Source organism: Tardiphaga sp. 285_C5_N1_2, from assembly GCF_052076065.1.
Classification (GTDB): Bacteria; Pseudomonadota; Alphaproteobacteria; order Rhizobiales; family Xanthobacteraceae; genus Tardiphaga; species Tardiphaga robiniae.
Map to the genome: position 1 here is coordinate 641,155 of NZ_CP197241.1, position 16,413 is coordinate 657,567.

The following is a 16,413-nucleotide window of genomic DNA, read 5'->3' on the forward strand; positions in this document are numbered from 1 at the left end:
CGGGACAAGCCCGGGCATGACGGCGTGTTAAACGGCCGCTTCCTCGTGCCCGAAATAGGCCCGCTCCAGCCGCTGCGGCAAGTTCGCTTCAGACGTGGTCGCCTCCAGCACGATACGCCCTTGCGACAGGGCATAGACGCGATTGGCGGCGGCCAGCGCTTTCTCCACCAGTTGCTCCACTAGCAGCACCGCGGTGCCCTGCTTCTGCAGTTGCGCGATCACCGTCAGCACGCGGTCGACCAGCACCGGCGAGAGGCCCGCAGAGGGTTCGTCCAGCATCAAAAGACGCGGGCGCCGCACCAGTCCCTGCGCCACTACCAGCATCTGTTGCTGTCCACCGGACAACGACGCTCCGCGCTCATGGCGCTTCTCCGCGATCTCCGGAAAGAACGACAGCGCCTCGTCGACGCGCGCGTTGCGTTCGCCGCGCGGCAGGTCGTAGGCGGCGAGCAGCAGGTTTTCGGTCACGGTCTGCTGCGTGAACACGCGGTGGCCCTCGATCACATGCACGAGGCCGGCACGCGCCGCCTCGCGCGGCGTGCCGTTGCTGATGTCACGGCCGTCGAAGCGAACGCTCGCCGCATTGACCGGCAGCAGGCCGGAGATGGCGCGCAGCAAGGTTGATTTCCCGGCGCCGTTGGGGCCGAGCAGGGTGACCACTTCGCCGGCGGCGATATGCAGGTCGATGCCATGAAGCACGCGGATCTTGCCGTAGCCGGATTCCAGCGCGGTGACCCTGAGCAGCGGTTCAGCCTCCGAGGTAAGCACTGACGACCTCCTTGTGAACGCGGATTTCGGCCGGCGTGCCGGCGGCGAGGATCTTGCCGAGGTTCAACACCGTGACCTGATCGCAGATGTCGAAGATCAGGTCGGCGTGATGTTCCACCAAGAGTACGCCGGTGCCGCGGCGGCTGATCGCCTTGATCAGCGCGCCGAGCCTCGTGATTTCGTCGCTGGAGAGGCCTGCGGCAGGTTCGTCGAGCAACAGGAAGTCCGGCTGCAGCATCAAGGCGCGGGCGATCTCGATGAAGCGCAATTCGCTGTGCTGCAGGCGGTCGGCGCGGACATCGGCAAGCGCCTCCAGCCCGACGACGCCGAGCATGGCGCGCGCCTGTGCGGCGAGCTTGCGTTCGTCACGATGATGCCGCGGCAGCGACAGCAGCGCCTCGGCAAATGTCGCCTCGCCCTCGATGGTGCCGCCGACCATGACATTCTCAAGCACGGAGGCTTCGCCGATCACGCGCGGCGTCTGGAAGGTGCGGGCGATACCCTTGCCCGCACGTAGTTCCGGCATGCCGGGCGGCAGCGCATCGTCACCGAGCGTGATGGTGCCGCCCTTGGCGGCGTAGTAGCCGGAGATCACGTTCAGCGTGGTGGTCTTGCCGGATCCGTTGGGGCCGATCAACCCGTGGATCTGGCCGGGCTTCACGTCGAGATCGAGCCCGTCGATGGCGCGGACATTGCCGAAAGTGAGCACCACATCGCGCAGGGTCAGCGTCTTGGTGGTAGCCGTCTTGCGCAGCACCTCCGACAGTCCCGCGATGCGCGGCACGATGGCGCGGTTGCTGGCGAGCGGGCGGCGGCTCTTGAAATCCAAGAGCGCGGCGATGCCGCCGGGCATCACGAGTACGATGAGCAACAGTAGCACCGCATAGAGAAAGGTCGACCACGCCGCGAGCGGTGCTGCGATTTCCGGCAGGATGGTGAGGATGATCGTGCCGAGCATAGGGCCCAAAATTGACCCGCGGCCGCCGATCAAGATGGCGATGAAGAACAAGACCGAGAGATCGAAGGTGAAGGCATCCGGCGTGATATAGGTCTGCAGGCTGGCGAACAGCCCGCCGGCAAAGGCCGCCATCGCGCCGGCGAGCAGGAAGATCGACACCAGCAGCTTCGGTTTGGAAATGCCGGTGGCTTCCGCCGCCACATCCGCATCGCGGATCGCGATCAGTGCGCGGCCGAACCGGCTATAGGCGATATTGGCGCTGAGCCATGTCGCCACCGCCGCGAAGCCGATGCACAGATAATAAAAGCCCCATGGCGTGTTGAACGGCGCGGAGAATTCCGGGCCGACGATGCCGATGCCGCCGCCGGTGACGCTCTGCCAGGCCAGCGCGATCTGTGTCACGATGGTGGCGAAGCCGAGTGTGGTCATGGCGAAGTAGAAGGTGCGCAGCCGCATCGCCGGCAGGCCGACGATGACGCCGAACACCGCGCCGACGCAGCTTGCAATGATCAGCGCGCCATAGATCGGCACCGGCGGCAGCACATTGCCGGCGGCGAGTACGCTGGTCGTGTAGGCACCCAGCGTCAGTAGTGCCACATAGCCGATGGCGAGATGGCCGGCGAAACCGACGACGAGATTGAGCCCGGCCACCAGCACCCAGTAGATCGCGGCGCGGGTGCCGATCAGCGCCCAGTAATCGTTGCTGACGAAAGGCAGGATCATCGCCAGCGCGAACACGCCGAGGAAGGGCAGTAGTGCGGGCAGCACGGAATGTCTGGTCGTGGCGTCGCGCGATGTCGGAATATCGGTGATCGCCGTCATCACACCCTCCGCGCCGTTGCGGAGCCGAACAGGCCCTGCGGCGCTGCCAGCAACACGATGATGAAGATCGCGAACACCGCGACCGACGAGAAGATGCCACCAACCAGGAAATTCGCCGCCTGCTGGAACAGGCCGAGCGCGAGGCCGCCGATCAGCGCGCCGCGATTGTTGCCGAGGCCGCCGAGCGCCACCGGCACGAAGCCGTAGAAGTTCAACAGCGCGCCATTGGCGAAGAAGGCCAGCATCAGTTCGCCGCCGGCGAAGCCCGCCACGCCGCCGATCACGCCAGCCAGCGCATAGCTCGCCACGCGCAGGTTACGCTCCGGCAGGCCGAGCGCACGCGCCGCAAAGTTGTCTTCCGCGATGGCCATGAAGGCGTGGCCCACCAGCGTGCGGCGATAGAGATATTCGAGGCCGAGAATGGTGAGGCCGCAGGCCACCACCGGCAGCCAGAATTTCTCGTCCCACACGCCAGTACCGAGACCGACGATGCGCGGGAAGGGCTGCGGCTCGGTGCCCCATTTGATCGCGGTGACCTGCTGGATCATCAATGCCAGCGCCAGTGTCGACAGCACGTAAAGATGCTGCTCGAGGCTTTTGAGCACCGGCCGCACCGCGACGAATTCGGTGATAACGCCGATGATCGCGCAGGCGACCAGCGTCAGGGCGAAGCCGACCAGGGTCGGCATCCCCATTTTCAGCATGAACAACGAGCCGAACACGCCGCCGAGCATGGCGAGCTGTCCGGCGGTGAAGCTCATCACCCGCGAGGTCGAGAACATCGTGTTGTAGGTGATGCCGACGAGCGCATAGATTGCGCCCGCCGCGAGGCCTGAAGCTATGATCGAGCCGAGCATGCGTGTCGTCCTCGCGCCGGTCTATGAGTAGCCGGGGGCGAGGGCGAAGGTGCCGTTCTTGGCAGAGCGCGCTTCCGACATCACGATCTCGTCGGTCGGATAGCCGTTGTGCTGTGTGGGTGAAAACGAATAGTTGCCGAAATAGCCGGGATATTTGGTCAGCGAGTTCCAGTATTTGACGATGCCCTCGCTGTCGGTCGATCCGCTGGCTTCGACAGCCCTGGCGATCAGCTCGACCGCGTCGATCCCGCCGGCAATCCACCACAGCAGCGTGTCGTTGAGCGGCACCTTGGCCTTGTTCAGGCGATCGACGAGATCCTGACTCTTCGGCGGCAGTTTGCCGGCTGAATCGTAACTGCAGCTCTTGTAGCCGATGGCATAGACCTTCTCCCAGTTGGCAGGCTTCTCGATCAGGCTGGCGAGTTCGCCGGATGCCAGCGACGGATGGCCGACAAAGGCAACGTCCCAACCCATCGATGCGCGGGTGTTGAACATGCGCGCTTCCATGCCGGTGGAAACGCTCCACACCACGATGACCTGCGCAGCGGCATTCTTGGCGCGCAGCATATCCGGCGTCATGTCGGGCTGGGTGGCGTCGATATTGGCGCTGTAGACCACGTCGGCGCCGTCTTTCTTGAAGGCCTCGACCGAGGCTTTCACCGCGGTGACGCCGTAGCCGGTGGTGTCGCCGATCACGGCGATCTTGCTGACTTTCAGCACCTTGAGACAGTAGTTACGGACGGCGTCGTCCCATTGGCCGTTCGACGGCGCGATGCGAAATGCGGCGGGGAATTTCGCGGGGTCGATCAGCGTATCGACGACGCAGGGATGAAGATCCGGCATCTTGGCGCGCGCCATCAGTGGCGTCGTGGCCAGCGCTTCGCCTGAATTCACCGGTCCCCAGATTGCGTGGACCTTGGCCTGGCTAATCAACTCCTGCGTGGCGTTGACGGCCTTGGTCGGATCGCCCTGCGTGTCGCGCGTGATGATCTCGATCTTGCGGCCCTTGACGCCGCCGGCGGCATTGATGGCTTCCGTGGCAAATGTGACGCCGCGGTTGAAGCCGACGGTCGGCGCCGAACTCGGTCCGGTCATGGCGGCGAGCCAGCCGATCTTGATCGGTTCGGACGATTGCGCAATGGCGGGACGTGCGAGTGGAAAACTTGCTGCGCCGAGTGCGCCGGCGCCGCCCAACAGAATTCCACGACGAGAAATGCTCATCTTGACTTCCTCCCTGTGTTTTCCCTTTGCGGTGCCTGTCATTGATGCAGGCATCCGTTTCGTCCGCCCGGTCGTTGCCGGATTATGTATGTGGGTGATGTCGTTGGTCGGTCAGATACTCCGGATCGTCATGACATATGCCGATGTTGCGCGGTGGCAGAACGCGGCGCGCAGATCCATCTCCATCGCCTCAGGCTGACCTGTCGCGGTGGCTTTGGCAATCGGCTTGTGATCTTTGACGATGGCAGGGACGTTGCCAAGGGCCTGGCCGTTGCAAGTCACACGGTGCTGCTCTGCAGTCCCGCTCGTCTGTTGCAACGCAATGATGCGTGAATGTCGTCAGGTCGCGCTGAAGCCGCCATCCGCCGATAACACATGGCCGACGATGTAGCCGGCATCGTCGGACGCGAGCCACACCACGGCTTCGGCGACTTCATGCGGCTGGCCCATACGCCGGATCGGCAGGCCGGCTGCGACGGCCGACATGTCGGCGATCCCCGAGGCCAGCATCATGTCGGTGACGACGCGGCCCGGCGCCACCGCATTGATGCGGATGCCGCGCGGCCCGCATTCCATCGCTGCCGAACGCATCAGTGAGATCACCGCCGCTTTCGATGCAGAATATAGCGCAAGGCCGGGATTGGGATTGCGGATGCCGCTCACCGACGCGTTGATGACGATGCGGCCGCCGCCATTCAGTTCCATGGCCTGGATCTGATGCTTCAGGCCAAGAAACACCGAGCGGACATTGGCATCGAACACGGTGTCATAGACCGCCTCTGTCTGCTGCTCGACCGGCGCGCGCCGTTCCTGATAACCGGCATTGTTGAAGGCCACGTCGAGCCGCCCGAAACGGGACATCACAGCCTGCACCAGGCTGGCGACCTCGGTCTCCTCGGTTACGTCAGTGCGCACGAACAGCGTTTTGGCACCGAACCGGCCGCAGTCTTCGGCGGCGGCCTGTCCCTCGGCCTCGCGACGGCCTGCGATCACCACTGCAGCTGCGCCTTCCTGCGCCATCAGCAGCGCGGCCGCCCGCCCGATGCCGGTGCCGCCGCCGGTCACGAGGCAGATGCGTCCGGCCATGCGGTCGCGGGGGCGGAACTGGGCAGCGCTGGTTGTCATGATCATTCCTTGCACGGATCGTGCTAACACGGTCGTTATTCGTCGCCAGCAATATAGTTGTATCATGCAACTATCGTCAAGGAGCCTGCGATTGTCCGATATTGACGCCGATTTGATTGATCACATCCGCGCCGCGTCGCGTCTGATGGTGCGCGAACTCGGTTTCATGCAGGCAACGGTTGCAGCGACCGACTATCCGCCATCGGCGGTGCATACGCTGCTGGAGATCGGCGCGCGCGAGGCGATGACTGCGGTCGAATTATCCGCGTTTCTCGGGCTGGAGAAATCCAGCGTCAGCCGGATGATCCGCAAGCTGATCGACGCGGGCGAATTGAAGGAAGCCGCCAGTGCCGGCGACGGCCGCGTCAAGCGGCTGTTGCTCACGGCCAAGGGGCGGCGGACCCGCGAGGCCATCGAGGCCTATGGGCAGCGGCAGGTCACCAATGCCTTGCAGCAACTGGCCCCGGCCCAGCGTCAGAAGGTGGCCGAAGGTCTCGCACTCTATGCCGAGGCACTGGAAGCGCATCGGCTGGCAGACGCACAGGCGCCGGACCGGACATTGGCCAGGCGGTCTTGAACCGCTACAGTCGAATCCGGCACACTCGACCGGCTTGACTGGTTCGCATCGTGCAAAAGTAAGTCGTGCCAAAGCAAAAAGAAACAGGGATGGAATTATGCCGGGCCACAAGAAGACCCCCGATCAACTCCGCAGCGCACGCTGGTTCGCGCCGGACGACCTGCGTGCCTTCGGCCATCGCTCGCGCGCCATGCAGCAAGGCTATGCGCCGGTGGAGTGGGCCGGGCGTCCCGTCATCGCCATTCTCAATACCTGGTCGGAAGCGCAGCCGTGCCACATGCATTTCAAGACCCGCGTCGATGATGTGAAGCGCGGCATCCTGATGGCTGGCGGCTTCCCGATGGAGCTGCCGGCGCTGTCGCTGTCGGAGAGCTTCCTGAAGCCGACCACGATGCTCTATCGCAACATGCTGGCCATGGACGCCGAGGAACTGTTGCGCGGCCATCCCGTCGATGGCGTGGTGCTGATGGGCGGCTGCGACAAGACCACACCGGGTCTGCTGCTCGGCGCCACCAGCGCGGGCTATCCCGCGATCTATCTGCCGGCTGGCCCGATGCTGCGCGGCAACTGGAAGGGCAAGACGCTGGGCTCCGGCTCCGACGCCTGGAAATACTGGGACGAGCGCCGCGCCGGCAAGATCTCCGACAAGGAATGGGTCGAGGTCGAGGGCGGCATTGCCCGCAGCTACGGTACCTGCATGACCATGGGCACGGCCTCGACCATGACGGCGATCGCGGAGTCCATCGGCATGACGCTGCCGGGCGCATCGTCGATCCCCGCTGCAGACGCCGGTCACATCCGCATGGCCAGCGAATGCGGCCGCCGCATCGTCGAAATGGTGTGGGAAGATCTGACACCGCAGAAGATCCAGACGCGCAAGGCCTTCGAGAACGCGATCACGGTGGCCATGGCGATGGGCTGCTCCACCAATGCGATCATCCATCTGATCGCGCAGGCGCGCCGCGCCGGTCAGGATATCGGCCTCGACGATTTCGAGATCGCCAGCCGCAAGGTGCCCGTGATCGCCAATGTCCGCCCGTCCGGCGACAAATATCTGATGGAGGATTTCTTCTATGCCGGCGGCCTGCCGGGACTGATGAGCCGCATCAAGGAGCACCTGCATCTTGATGTGATGACCGTCACCGGCAAGACGCTGGGTGAAAACATCGCCGGCGCTGAAGTCTATAATGACGACGTCATCCGAACCGTCAAAGATCCCATCTACGCCGAGGGCGCGCTCGCGGTGCTGAAGGGCAACCTCGCGCCCGATGGCTGCGTCATCAAACCGTCAGCCTGCGAGCCGCGCTTCCTCAAGCACACCGGCCCGGCGATGGTGTTCGACGACTATCCCAGCATGAAGAAGGCGATCGACGACGAGAGCCTCGATGTCACGGCCGACCACGTGCTGATCCTGCGCAATGCGGGTCCGCAGGGCGGGCCGGGCATGCCGGAATGGGGCATGCTGCCGATCCCGAAGAAGCTGGTGAAGCAGGGCGTGCGCGACATGGTGCGCCTCAGCGATGCGCGCATGAGCGGCACCAGCTACGGCGCCTGCATCCTGCATGTGGCGCCGGAATCTTTCATCGGCGGCCCGCTGGCGCTGGTCGAGAATGGCGACATGATCACCCTCGACGTCGATGCGCGCACGATCAATCTCGACATCTCCGATGCCGAAATGGAAAAGCGTCGCGCCGCGTGGAAAGCCCCGGAGCGCAACTACGAACGCGGCTATGGCTGGATGTTCACCAAACATATCCAGCAGGCCAATGAAGGCTGCGACTTCGACTTCCTGCGCACTGACTTCGGCGCGCCGGTCAAAGAACCCGTGATTTATTGAGTGAGTGATCCCATGACCAAGCTCAGCGACGCGACCCGCGCCAAACTCAAGACCATCTCCACCGCAACCGTGGCCACCGCGCTCTACAAACGCGGCTTCCGCGCGCAATGCATCCAGGACGTCCATCCACTCGGCCCCGACCAGCCGACACTGGTCGGCGAGGCCTTCACGCTGCGCTACATGCCGGCGCGCGAGGATCTCAACAAGCTCGACGTGTTCAGGGATCGCTCGCATCCCCAGCGCAAGGCTGTCGAGGATTGCCCGCCCGGTGCCGTGCTGGTGATGGACAGCCGCAAGGATGCGCGTGCGGCGTCCGCCGGCGCGATCCTGATCAACCGTCTGGCGCAACGCGGCGTTGCCGGTGTCATCACCGATGGCGGCTTTCGCGATTCCGCCGAGATCGCCAAACTCGGCTTCCCGGCCTATCACCATCGTCCGAGCGCCCCGACCAATCTGACGCTGCATCAGGCCATCGAGATCAACGGTCCGATCGGCTGCGGCGATGCGCCGGTGTTTCCCGGCGACGTGATCCTCGGCGACTGCGATGGCGTCATCGTCATCCCCGCGCATCTTGCCGACGAGATCGCCAACGAGGCCTTCGAGATGACCGCCTTCGAGGATTTCGTCACCGAACAGGTGCAGAAGGGCAAGGGCATCTTCGGGCTCTATCCGGCGACCGATGAGCAAACGCTGGTGGATTTCGCAGCGTGGCGGAAAGAGAAGGGGCGGTAGAGCGCGATCACGGGGTGCATCGCGTCAGGATGGAACCAGAAGCGGTTCTTGGCTTTGTCTTGGAGAGATGCGCCCGTGCGCATCATCCATCACTCAGCCGGAAAGAGACGCTATGCGCAGCCTCATCGTCGCGGTCGGACTGTCGCTGCTGGCGCAGGACGCAGCCCTCGCCAAGGATTCCGACAAGCCGTCCAGGGCTTTCAATGCCGAGACGATCAACGCCGCCAATTTCACCGGCAAGCTGCCGCCCGACGAGAAGCTCAGCCCGCTGGCGGTGAAGCTCCAGGTGCTGCTCGACCGCGCGCATTTCTCGCCGGGCGAGATCGACGGGATGTTCGGCGACAATGTGGAGAAGGCACTGCTGGCTTTTGCGGAAGCCAACAGCCTGCCGTCCGGCAAGGCGCTGACGCCGGAGATTTGGGCGAAGCTGCAGGCGGGATCATCGGACCCGGTCATGACTGACTATGTGCTAACCGAGAAGGACGTGAAGGGCCCATTCCTTGACAAGCTTCCGGTCAAGATGGAAGAGATGAAATCGCTGAAGAAGCTGGACTACACCAGCGCCAGCGAAGCCCTCGGCGAACGCTTCCATATGAGCCAGGATCTGCTCGAGACGCTCAATCCCAAAGCAAAGTTCGACAAGGCCGGTGAGACCATCACCATCGTCAAGCTGTCGGATCGCAAGCCGGACAAGGTCAGCCGTCTCGAGGTCGACAAGGCCCGCCAGACCGTCAAGGCCTTCGCCAAGGACGGCGCGTTGCTCGCCTTCTATCCTGCCAGCGTCGGCAGCGAGGAGAAGCCGACGCCATCGGGTGCACTGAAAGTGACGTCGGTTCACGCCAATCCGGTCTATCGTTACGATCCGAAATACAAGTTCAAGGGCGTGGAATCGTCGAAGCCCTTCACCATCAATGGCGGCCCCAACAATCCCGTCGGTGCCATGTGGATCGGCCTGTCGGAGAAGAGTTATGGCATCCACGGCACGTCGGATCCGTCCCGCGTCAGCAAGAGCGATTCCCATGGCTGCGTGCGTCTCACCAACTGGGACGTGGAGCGCCTCGGTGCGTCCGTGAAGAAGGGCGTGGAAGTCAGCTTCGTCGACGGCAAGCAGGCGGCGAAGTAGTGCGCGCGGTATTGCGCGTCCTCCTCGTCATTCCGGGGCGTGGGCGGCGCCAGCCGCACGCGAACCCGGAATCCCGGAGTGTTTTCCGCTGAACATGCTGGGATTCCCAGCCACGCCAATTGGAGTGGCTGAGGTTCGCGATACGCCGCCTTCGGCGTCTCTCGCGCCCTCAGGCAAACCAATTGGTTTGCCGGGGAATGACGGTGTGGGGCGGCAAGACAGCGGTCAAACATTTTTTCCTATCCCAGTTGACAGCATCTCTATCAGGTTTATATTCCCCTCCGTCCTGCCCCACCGAGAGGGGCGATCGCGATCGTCACGTTCGCGGGGTGGGATGCGGTGGACGCCGGAGATGCGGCGTCACGCGGTTCATGGGGGAACGTCTGTCTTCGGGCAGGACGGATCTGCGCCAGCACTGCCACTGGCAAGGAGACGGCCGACCTTCGGATGGAAAGACCCCTGGACAGTGTGACGGACGACCAAGTCAAAACGCGTTCGGCTTACTCGCTTGAGGCTCCCTTCCCATCGCCTTGGGACTTTAATTCGCGATCGGAGCGTTCGTCGAGGCAAAGTGCAAGCAACCGAAAAAACACCGCAGGCGGAACGTCGGGCACTTGCTCGGCGCCTCCGAAAGTCCTGATGCACACTCAATTGCGGAAGACCGCATCGCATCAGGCCCAAGGGTGCAACGGGCACCCGGCGTTCCGCACGCCCTCTCACAAGGGGGCGGGGATGCAAGCGACGACGGCGCCCCCGCGCCGCAAACAATGGGGGCGATGACGCATGTCTGAAGAGCAGTGGCTGTTTGACAGTTGAATCCGCGACGGCGCGATGAGGCGCCGCACCACAGGTGTCATCCCCGGGCTTGACCCGGGGATCCAGCTTGGCCCGCACACCGTCGCACAAGAAAGATGGATGGCCGGGTCAAGCCCGGCCATGACGAACGAGAGAGTGAGGCGTAGGATGGGTAGAGCGCAGGCGCGTTTGCGCCGAAGCGAAACCCATCAATTGCAAGCCAGGAAAGCGATGGGTTTCGCGGAGTTTATCATCGGGCGCGCTTTGCGCGACCCGTTGGCTCTACCCATCCTACGAGTTGCGCGGGGTGTTACCCCCGATAGTCCCGCACCCGCTTCACCATCTGCTCCACATGGGCGATTGGCGTTTCCGGCTGGATGCCGTGGCCGAGATTGAAGATGAAGCGTCCGCTGGCATAATTCGCCAGCACGTCATCGACGGCGCGATCGAGCGCGGCGCCACCGGCGATCAGTACCAGCGGATCGAGATTGCCCTGCACGGCGACGTGGCTCTGCACCCGTTCGCGCACGAAGGACGGCTCGGCGGCCCAGTCGATGCTCACGGCATCGACACCGGTGGCGCCGACATAACTCGGCAGCAGCGCGCCGGCGCCGCGCGGGAAGCCGATGATCTTCGCATTCGGCGCCTTTGCACGCACACCTGCGATGATGCGCTTGGTCGGCTCCACCGACCAGCGCTGGAATTCCGCCGCGGGCAGTATGCCGGCCCAGGTATCGAAGATCTGCAGCACGTCGGCGCCGGCGTTGAGCTGACTGAGCAAGTAAGTGATCGAGTTCTCGACGATGGTGTCGATGATTTTTGCGAAGGCCTCCGGATGCCGATAGGCCATCATCCGCGCCGGTGCCTGATCCGGCGTGCCCTTGCCGGCAACCATGTAAGTCGCAACGGTCCAGGGCGCGCCGCAGAATCCGATCAGCGTAATCTTCGGATCGAGCTGCGCGCGCACGCGGCGCAGCGCTTCGAACACCGGTTCGAGCTTGTTGAAATCCGCTTCGGGCGAAAGCGTCGCAACCTTCTCGGGCGTATCCAGCGGATCGAGCCGCGGGCCCTCACCGACCTCGAAACGCACCGAGCGGCCGAGCGCATAGGGGATCACCAGGATATCCGAGAAGATGATCGCGGCATCGAAGCCGAAGCGCCGGATCGGCTGCAGCGTCACTTCGGTGGCGAAATCCGGATTGAAACACAGATCGAGGAAACCGCCGGCCTGCGCGCGGACCTCGCGATATTCGGGCAGATAACGCCCGGCCTGTCGCATCATCCAGAGCGGCGGCACCGCCTGGCGCTGGCCGGCGAGGACATCGAGGAACGGCTTGTGGGGCGTGGACTGGGTCAAATGCTTGGGTTCCGGAAACTGGTGCCGAAAGGCATGATTTTGCCGCCTCTGATACACCGCCGCTTCGCTCTTGGCGAGGCGCGGCAATTCGGCAAAACCGGCGATTCACCTCACGTTTTGACGCATCTCAAGGTGTCATCGCGCCGCAGGCGGCATATAGACTGTACGAACATCATGAGCGAAAAGACCATGAACATCATGACCCCGATCGTCAGTCCAGAAATCGAACAGAACCGCACCCGCGCCAAGGTCTGGTTCGAATCCCTCCGCGACCGCATCTGCGCCGAGATCGAGGCGCTGGAGCGCGAGGCGCCGCAGGCGCTGTTTCCGGGCACGCCGGCCACGTTCACCTACAAGCCGTGGACCCGCGCGACGGGCATCGGCGGCGGCGTCGGCGGCTTCCTCTCGGGCGGTCGCCTGTTCGAGAAGATCGGCATCCACACCTCAAGCGCGAACGGCAAGCTGTCGCCGGAAATGGCGCGGCAAATGCCCGGCGGCGGATCGCAGCTCGATTACGTCTCCAGCAGCATCAGCCTGATCATGCATCCGCGCAGCCCGCGCGTGCCGACCGTGCACATGAACACGCGGTTTCTGTCGACGGCGGTGGGCTGGTTCGGTGGCGGCGCGGATCTGACGCCAATGCTGCCCGAGCAGCGCAAGGCCGATGCGCCGGATACGATCACGTTCCATGATGCGATGCGCGGCGCCTGCGATGCGCATGACCCCGCTTACTACAAGAAATTCAAGGCCTGGGCCGATGATTACTTCTTCCTGCCGCATCGCGGCGTGGCGCGCGGCGTCGGCGGCATCTTCTTCGATCAGCTCAACACCGGCGATTTCGAGAACGACTTTGCGTTCACGCGTGATGTCGGCTCGGCCTTCCTCGATGTCTATCCGCGCATCGTGCGCGCACGGATGCAGGAAGCCTGGACCGAGGAAGAGCGCGCGCAGCAGCTCGAAACGCGCGGGCTCTATGTCGAGTTCAATCTACTCTACGACAAGGGCACGATGTTCGGCCTGCAGACCGGCGGCAACGTCGAGAATATTCTGAGCTCGATGCCGCCGCTGGTCAGCTGGAAGTAATTTCCTTCTCCCCGCTTGCGGGGAGAAGGTGTCTTGAATGATCGAAGGTCATTCAAGACGGATGAGGGGGAGCCAGAGAGTGAAACACTGGCTCCCCCTCACCCGTCTTCCACATGCTTCGCATGTGAAAGTCGACCTCTCCCCGCAGGCGGGGAGAGGCTAAGAAGCCACCTGCTCCGCTTCGATCGCACCCTGCACCGCCCAGGACAGATCGGTGTTGAGCTGGAACGCCACCGAGCCTTCATCGATGATCGCCTGCGGATTCTTGGCAAGCTTGCCGGCCTCGTCGAGCGCGTTGCGATAGTCCGACTTCAGCGCTGCCAAATCGGCATAGGCCGGGAAGTCGTAGAACGACAATTCCTCCGGCGCGAGGCCGGGCTTCTTGGCGAGCAGGCGCTTGAGAATCTGGCCGCCGGAGAGATCGCCGAGATAGCGCGTATAGGCATGGGCAATCAGCAATTCGCCGTCGCCCTTCGCGGCATCCGCGATGCGCTTGGCATAGGCTTCGCCGGCAGGCAGCATCGGCACAGCGGAGAAATCGCCATCGCACAGCACATTGAGATCGGCTTGCATCGCCGATGCACGATCGAACCGATACTGGGCGAGTGCGGCGAGCGCTGGCGTGTCGCGATGGCTCTCAAGTCCGGCTTCCAGCGCCTGATAGGCCGCCAGCAGGTTTCGTTGCAGCAGGACATAGCCCTTGCGGCTGACGTCGCCGCGCAACATGTCCTTGATGATGCCGGAGCGCTCGGCTTCGGTGTGAAGCACTTTGGTGCCGAGATAAAGGGCGGTCACGGCGCTGACGGGCGCAGTGCTATCTGCCGAGGCAGCAGGCATTGAATTCTCCGATGACTGATAAAGGGATGTGTTGGCGCTCGGGCTGGCGACACCATATCACCCTCGCTGGATGCCACAAGGTGAGGCCTGGCCTGTCGCTACAGCGCGCGGCTGCGAGACTTGCGGCGTACCGGCGCAGATTTTCCGGTTTCCGTCGCAGGCAGAAACTGCGCGCCCTGTGCGGCGAGGAATGCGCGCATCGCCTGCGCCGGCGGCAGCAGCACCTTGTCCTTGCGGTTGAGCACGAACCATTGCCGGATGATCGGCAGGCCGATCACATCCAGCATCACCAGTCGCCGCTGCTCCAGTTCGGTGGCCACCGTATGCGCGGAGATGAAGGCGATGCCGAGCCCGGCCATCACGGCCTGTTTGATGGTCTCGTTGCTGTCCATCTCCATGCCGATCGTGGCGCGCAAGCCTGCGCTCTCGAACAGTTGCTCCATCAATCCGCGCGTGCCTGAGCCGGGCTCACGCGTCAGGAAAGTCTCGCCTGCAAGATCGCTCATGGTGAGGCGCACCTTGCCCGCGAGGGGATGGTCGCTCGGTGCGATGATCACATGCGGATGATCGCCGATCAGGTTCACATCCATGTCGATTCCGGCCGGCGGCCGGCCCATGATCGCGATATCGAGATCGTAGTTGCGCAGGCCTGCGATGGTCTCCTCGCGATTGCCGACCGTCAGCAAGATCTCGATCTTGGGATGGAGCTTGGCGAAGGCCGAGATGGCGAAGGGCACGAAGTATTTCGCGGTGCTGACGGCGCCGATGGAGATGCGCCCGCCTGTTTTGCCGGCCATCATGTCCAGCGATGTTGCGCAGGCGGCCATCGCCGCCTCGATCCGTTCCGACAGCGCCAGCACCTCGCGGCCGGCATCGGTCAGGACCATTCCGTCGCCGGTGCGCTGGATCAGCGGCAGGCCGGCGAGGCCTTGCAGGTTGCGCAGTTGCAAGGTGACAGCCGGCTGTGTCAGACGCAGCTTCAAAGCTGCCGCCGTAATACTGCCGCTGGCGGCAACCGCGGTCAGTGCACGCAGCTGGCGGATCGAGATGTCGCGGAAGCGCTTCGTCATATAAGGAAAACTTTCGCCGCCTAATTTTTACGAAAGTTCCTTTATTTGGCCCAGCCGGTCAATATCTGTGGGCAAAATGGCCCATTTCTGCCATTCCCGGGCCTTCCGGACGCGGCCATGTGCCAGAAGGAGCCCAGTATTTTGCGGAGATTGCGATGACCGACCACATGCCCCTGTCCCGATATACGGCTGACTATGCCGGACAGGACCCGCTGCGGCTGGCCGTGGCTGCTGCGGTCGATGCCTTCGCCAAGGCCTCCATCGAAATCTCCGACCTGATCGGCTGCGGTGCGCTGGCCGGAATTACCGGCGAGGCGCAGGGCGCGCAGAATGCCGATGGCGATGTGCAGAAGGATCTCGATGTCCGCGCCGATGAGATCGTTCGCGCGGCACTGAAATCAGTGTCGTGGGCAGCGCTGGCCTCCGAGGAAGCCGAGACGGCGGATATCCGCGACGGCGGCTTGCTCGACATTGCCTATGACCCGCTCGATGGGTCGTCGAATATCGAAACCAATATGACGGTGGGCACGATCTTCTCGATCATGCCGACGTCGAAGGGCGCGATCCCATTCACGCAAAAAGGCAGCGCGCAGATTGCTGCCGGCTTCGTCGTCTATGGTCCGCAGACATCGCTGGTCCTCACGCTTGGTGATGGCGTCGAAATCTTCACGCTCGATCGCGCCGCTGGGAGCTACAAGCGCATTCGCCAGCGCGTGCAGATCCCGGCCGAGTGCTCGGAATATGCCATCAATGCGTCCAACCATCGCCACTGGGAAGCGCCGGTGCGCGACTTCGTCGAAGAGTGCCTCGCAGGCGTCGATGGCCCGCGCGGCAAGAATTTCAATATGCGCTGGATCGCAGCCTTGGTCGCCGAGGCCTATCGCATCCTGATCCGCGGCGGCGTGTTTCTCTATCCGTCCGATGCGCGCAAGGGCTATGCCGATGGCCGGCTGCGTCTTGTCTATGAAGCGCATCCGATGGCCTTCATTGTCGAACAGGCCGGCGGCGGTGCGACCACGGGCCGCGCGCGTATTCTCGATCTCGCGCCGACGGCGATCCATCAGCGCGTGCCGCTGATCATGGGTTCTATCAGCAAGGTGAGACGTATCGAGGCCATGCATCTCGATGCCAGCGCGGGACAAGCGCAGGCTGCAGCTGAATAGCGGTGTGCGCACGATACATCCTGTTTTGAGCCATTCAAAACATGACAGGCTTGAGGGCTTCTAAGGCCAGTCGACCCGAAACCGGTTG

14 protein-coding genes are annotated in these 16,413 nt (G+C 63.5%); 6 read left to right on the top strand and 8 right to left on the bottom strand.

Annotated features, from left to right (window positions below; all coding sequences use genetic code 11):
• Positions 1-27 precede the first annotated feature (27 nt).
• The 5 genes from AB7951_RS03020 to AB7951_RS03040 form a co-directional block, all read right to left on the bottom strand.
• The gene (locus AB7951_RS03020; RefSeq protein ID WP_120287086.1) at positions 28-768 is read right to left on the bottom strand and encodes a branched-chain amino acid ABC transporter ATP-binding protein; all 741 of its coding nucleotides are present in this window, start codon (positions 766-768) and stop codon (positions 28-30) included.
• On the bottom strand, positions 749-2,548 hold the full coding sequence (locus tag AB7951_RS03025) for a branched-chain amino acid ABC transporter ATP-binding protein/permease (RefSeq protein WP_120287085.1): 1,800 nt from the start codon (positions 2,546-2,548) through the stop codon (positions 749-751). The genes AB7951_RS03020 and AB7951_RS03025 overlap by 20 nt, the downstream gene beginning before the upstream one ends.
• Positions 2,548-3,405 (bottom strand): branched-chain amino acid ABC transporter permease, encoded by an 858-nt coding sequence (locus tag AB7951_RS03030; protein ID WP_120287084.1) that lies wholly within the window; start codon positions 3,403-3,405, stop codon positions 2,548-2,550. Before AB7951_RS03030 ends, AB7951_RS03025 begins: the two co-directional genes overlap by 1 nt.
• 21 nt (positions 3,406-3,426) lie before the next feature.
• Complete coding sequence (locus AB7951_RS03035) at positions 3,427-4,626, bottom strand: ABC transporter substrate-binding protein (RefSeq protein WP_115033215.1); 1,200 nt, start codon at positions 4,624-4,626, stop codon at positions 3,427-3,429.
• Between the two features lie 339 nt (positions 4,627-4,965).
• Positions 4,966-5,751: an SDR family oxidoreductase gene (locus AB7951_RS03040; RefSeq protein WP_439059831.1), complete on the bottom strand. Its 786-nt coding sequence runs from the start codon at positions 5,749-5,751 to the stop codon at positions 4,966-4,968.
• Positions 5,752-5,842: 91 nt separating this feature from the next.
• Between AB7951_RS03040 and AB7951_RS03045 the strand changes: the two genes are divergently transcribed.
• From AB7951_RS03045 to AB7951_RS03060, 4 genes are all read left to right on the top strand, one after another.
• Entirely contained in the window at positions 5,843-6,328 is a 486-nt protein-coding gene (locus tag AB7951_RS03045; protein WP_439059830.1) for a MarR family winged helix-turn-helix transcriptional regulator, read from the top strand.
• A gap of 97 nt (positions 6,329-6,425) precedes the next feature.
• Positions 6,426-8,165 carry an L-arabinonate dehydratase gene (gene araD, locus AB7951_RS03050; protein WP_093757078.1) on the top strand — a complete coding sequence of 580 codons (1,740 nt, stop codon included), beginning with the start codon at positions 6,426-6,428 and terminating at the stop codon, positions 8,163-8,165.
• Between the two features lie 12 nt (positions 8,166-8,177).
• Positions 8,178-8,897 carry a ribonuclease activity regulator RraA gene (locus AB7951_RS03055; protein ID WP_120287081.1) on the top strand — a complete coding sequence of 240 codons (720 nt, stop codon included), beginning with the start codon at positions 8,178-8,180 and terminating at the stop codon, positions 8,895-8,897.
• 112 nt (positions 8,898-9,009) lie between these two features.
• On the top strand, positions 9,010-10,020 hold the full coding sequence (locus AB7951_RS03060) for a L,D-transpeptidase family protein (protein ID WP_120287080.1): 1,011 nt from the start codon (positions 9,010-9,012) through the stop codon (positions 10,018-10,020).
• 1,105 nt (positions 10,021-11,125) lie between these two features.
• Here the strand turns inward: AB7951_RS03060 and hemE are convergent.
• Positions 11,126-12,172, bottom strand: a complete 1,047-nt coding sequence (gene hemE / locus AB7951_RS03065) for a uroporphyrinogen decarboxylase (RefSeq protein ID WP_441255654.1) — start codon at positions 12,170-12,172, stop codon at positions 11,126-11,128.
• Positions 12,173-12,361: 189 nt separating this feature from the next.
• Here hemE and hemF point away from each other — a divergent pair, with 189 nt between their 5' ends.
• Positions 12,362-13,255, top strand: a complete 894-nt coding sequence (gene hemF, locus AB7951_RS03070) for an oxygen-dependent coproporphyrinogen oxidase (protein WP_439059829.1) — start codon at positions 12,362-12,364, stop codon at positions 13,253-13,255.
• Between the two features lie 159 nt (positions 13,256-13,414).
• Here the strand turns inward: hemF and AB7951_RS03075 are convergent, their stop codons facing one another.
• Positions 13,415-14,092 (bottom strand): biliverdin-producing heme oxygenase, encoded by a 678-nt coding sequence (locus tag AB7951_RS03075; protein WP_441255655.1) that lies wholly within the window; start codon positions 14,090-14,092, stop codon positions 13,415-13,417.
• 98 nt (positions 14,093-14,190) lie between these two features.
• Positions 14,191-15,162, bottom strand: coding sequence for a LysR family transcriptional regulator (locus AB7951_RS03080; protein WP_120287078.1), 972 nt, complete (start codon positions 15,160-15,162; stop codon positions 14,191-14,193).
• A 155-nt stretch (positions 15,163-15,317) separates the two neighbouring features.
• Here AB7951_RS03080 and AB7951_RS03085 point away from each other — a divergent pair, with 155 nt between their 5' ends.
• Positions 15,318-16,325: a class 1 fructose-bisphosphatase gene (locus tag AB7951_RS03085; protein WP_120287077.1), complete on the top strand. Its 1,008-nt coding sequence runs from the start codon at positions 15,318-15,320 to the stop codon at positions 16,323-16,325.
• The last annotated feature ends 88 nt before the right edge of the window (positions 16,326-16,413 follow it).

Coding starts and splice junctions, on each gene's coding strand:
- AB7951_RS03085 (WP_120287077.1), top strand. CDS start 15,318: ATGACCGACCACATGCCCCTGTCCCGATATACGGCTGACTATGCCGGA.
- AB7951_RS03075 (WP_441255655.1), bottom strand. CDS start 14,092: ATGCCTGCTGCCTCGGCAGATAGCACTGCGCCCGTCAGCGCCGTGACC.
- araD (WP_093757078.1), top strand. CDS start 6,426: ATGCCGGGCCACAAGAAGACCCCCGATCAACTCCGCAGCGCACGCTGG.
- AB7951_RS03060 (WP_120287080.1), top strand. CDS start 9,010: ATGCGCAGCCTCATCGTCGCGGTCGGACTGTCGCTGCTGGCGCAGGAC.
- AB7951_RS03025 (WP_120287085.1), bottom strand. CDS start 2,548: ATGACGGCGATCACCGATATTCCGACATCGCGCGACGCCACGACCAGA.
- AB7951_RS03055 (WP_120287081.1), top strand. CDS start 8,178: ATGACCAAGCTCAGCGACGCGACCCGCGCCAAACTCAAGACCATCTCC.
- AB7951_RS03035 (WP_115033215.1), bottom strand. CDS start 4,626: ATGAGCATTTCTCGTCGTGGAATTCTGTTGGGCGGCGCCGGCGCACTC.
- AB7951_RS03080 (WP_120287078.1), bottom strand. CDS start 15,162: ATGACGAAGCGCTTCCGCGACATCTCGATCCGCCAGCTGCGTGCACTG.
- AB7951_RS03040 (WP_439059831.1), bottom strand. CDS start 5,751: ATGACAACCAGCGCTGCCCAGTTCCGCCCCCGCGACCGCATGGCCGGA.
- AB7951_RS03030 (WP_120287084.1), bottom strand. CDS start 3,405: ATGCTCGGCTCGATCATAGCTTCAGGCCTCGCGGCGGGCGCAATCTAT.
- hemF (WP_439059829.1), top strand. CDS start 12,362: ATGAACATCATGACCCCGATCGTCAGTCCAGAAATCGAACAGAACCGC.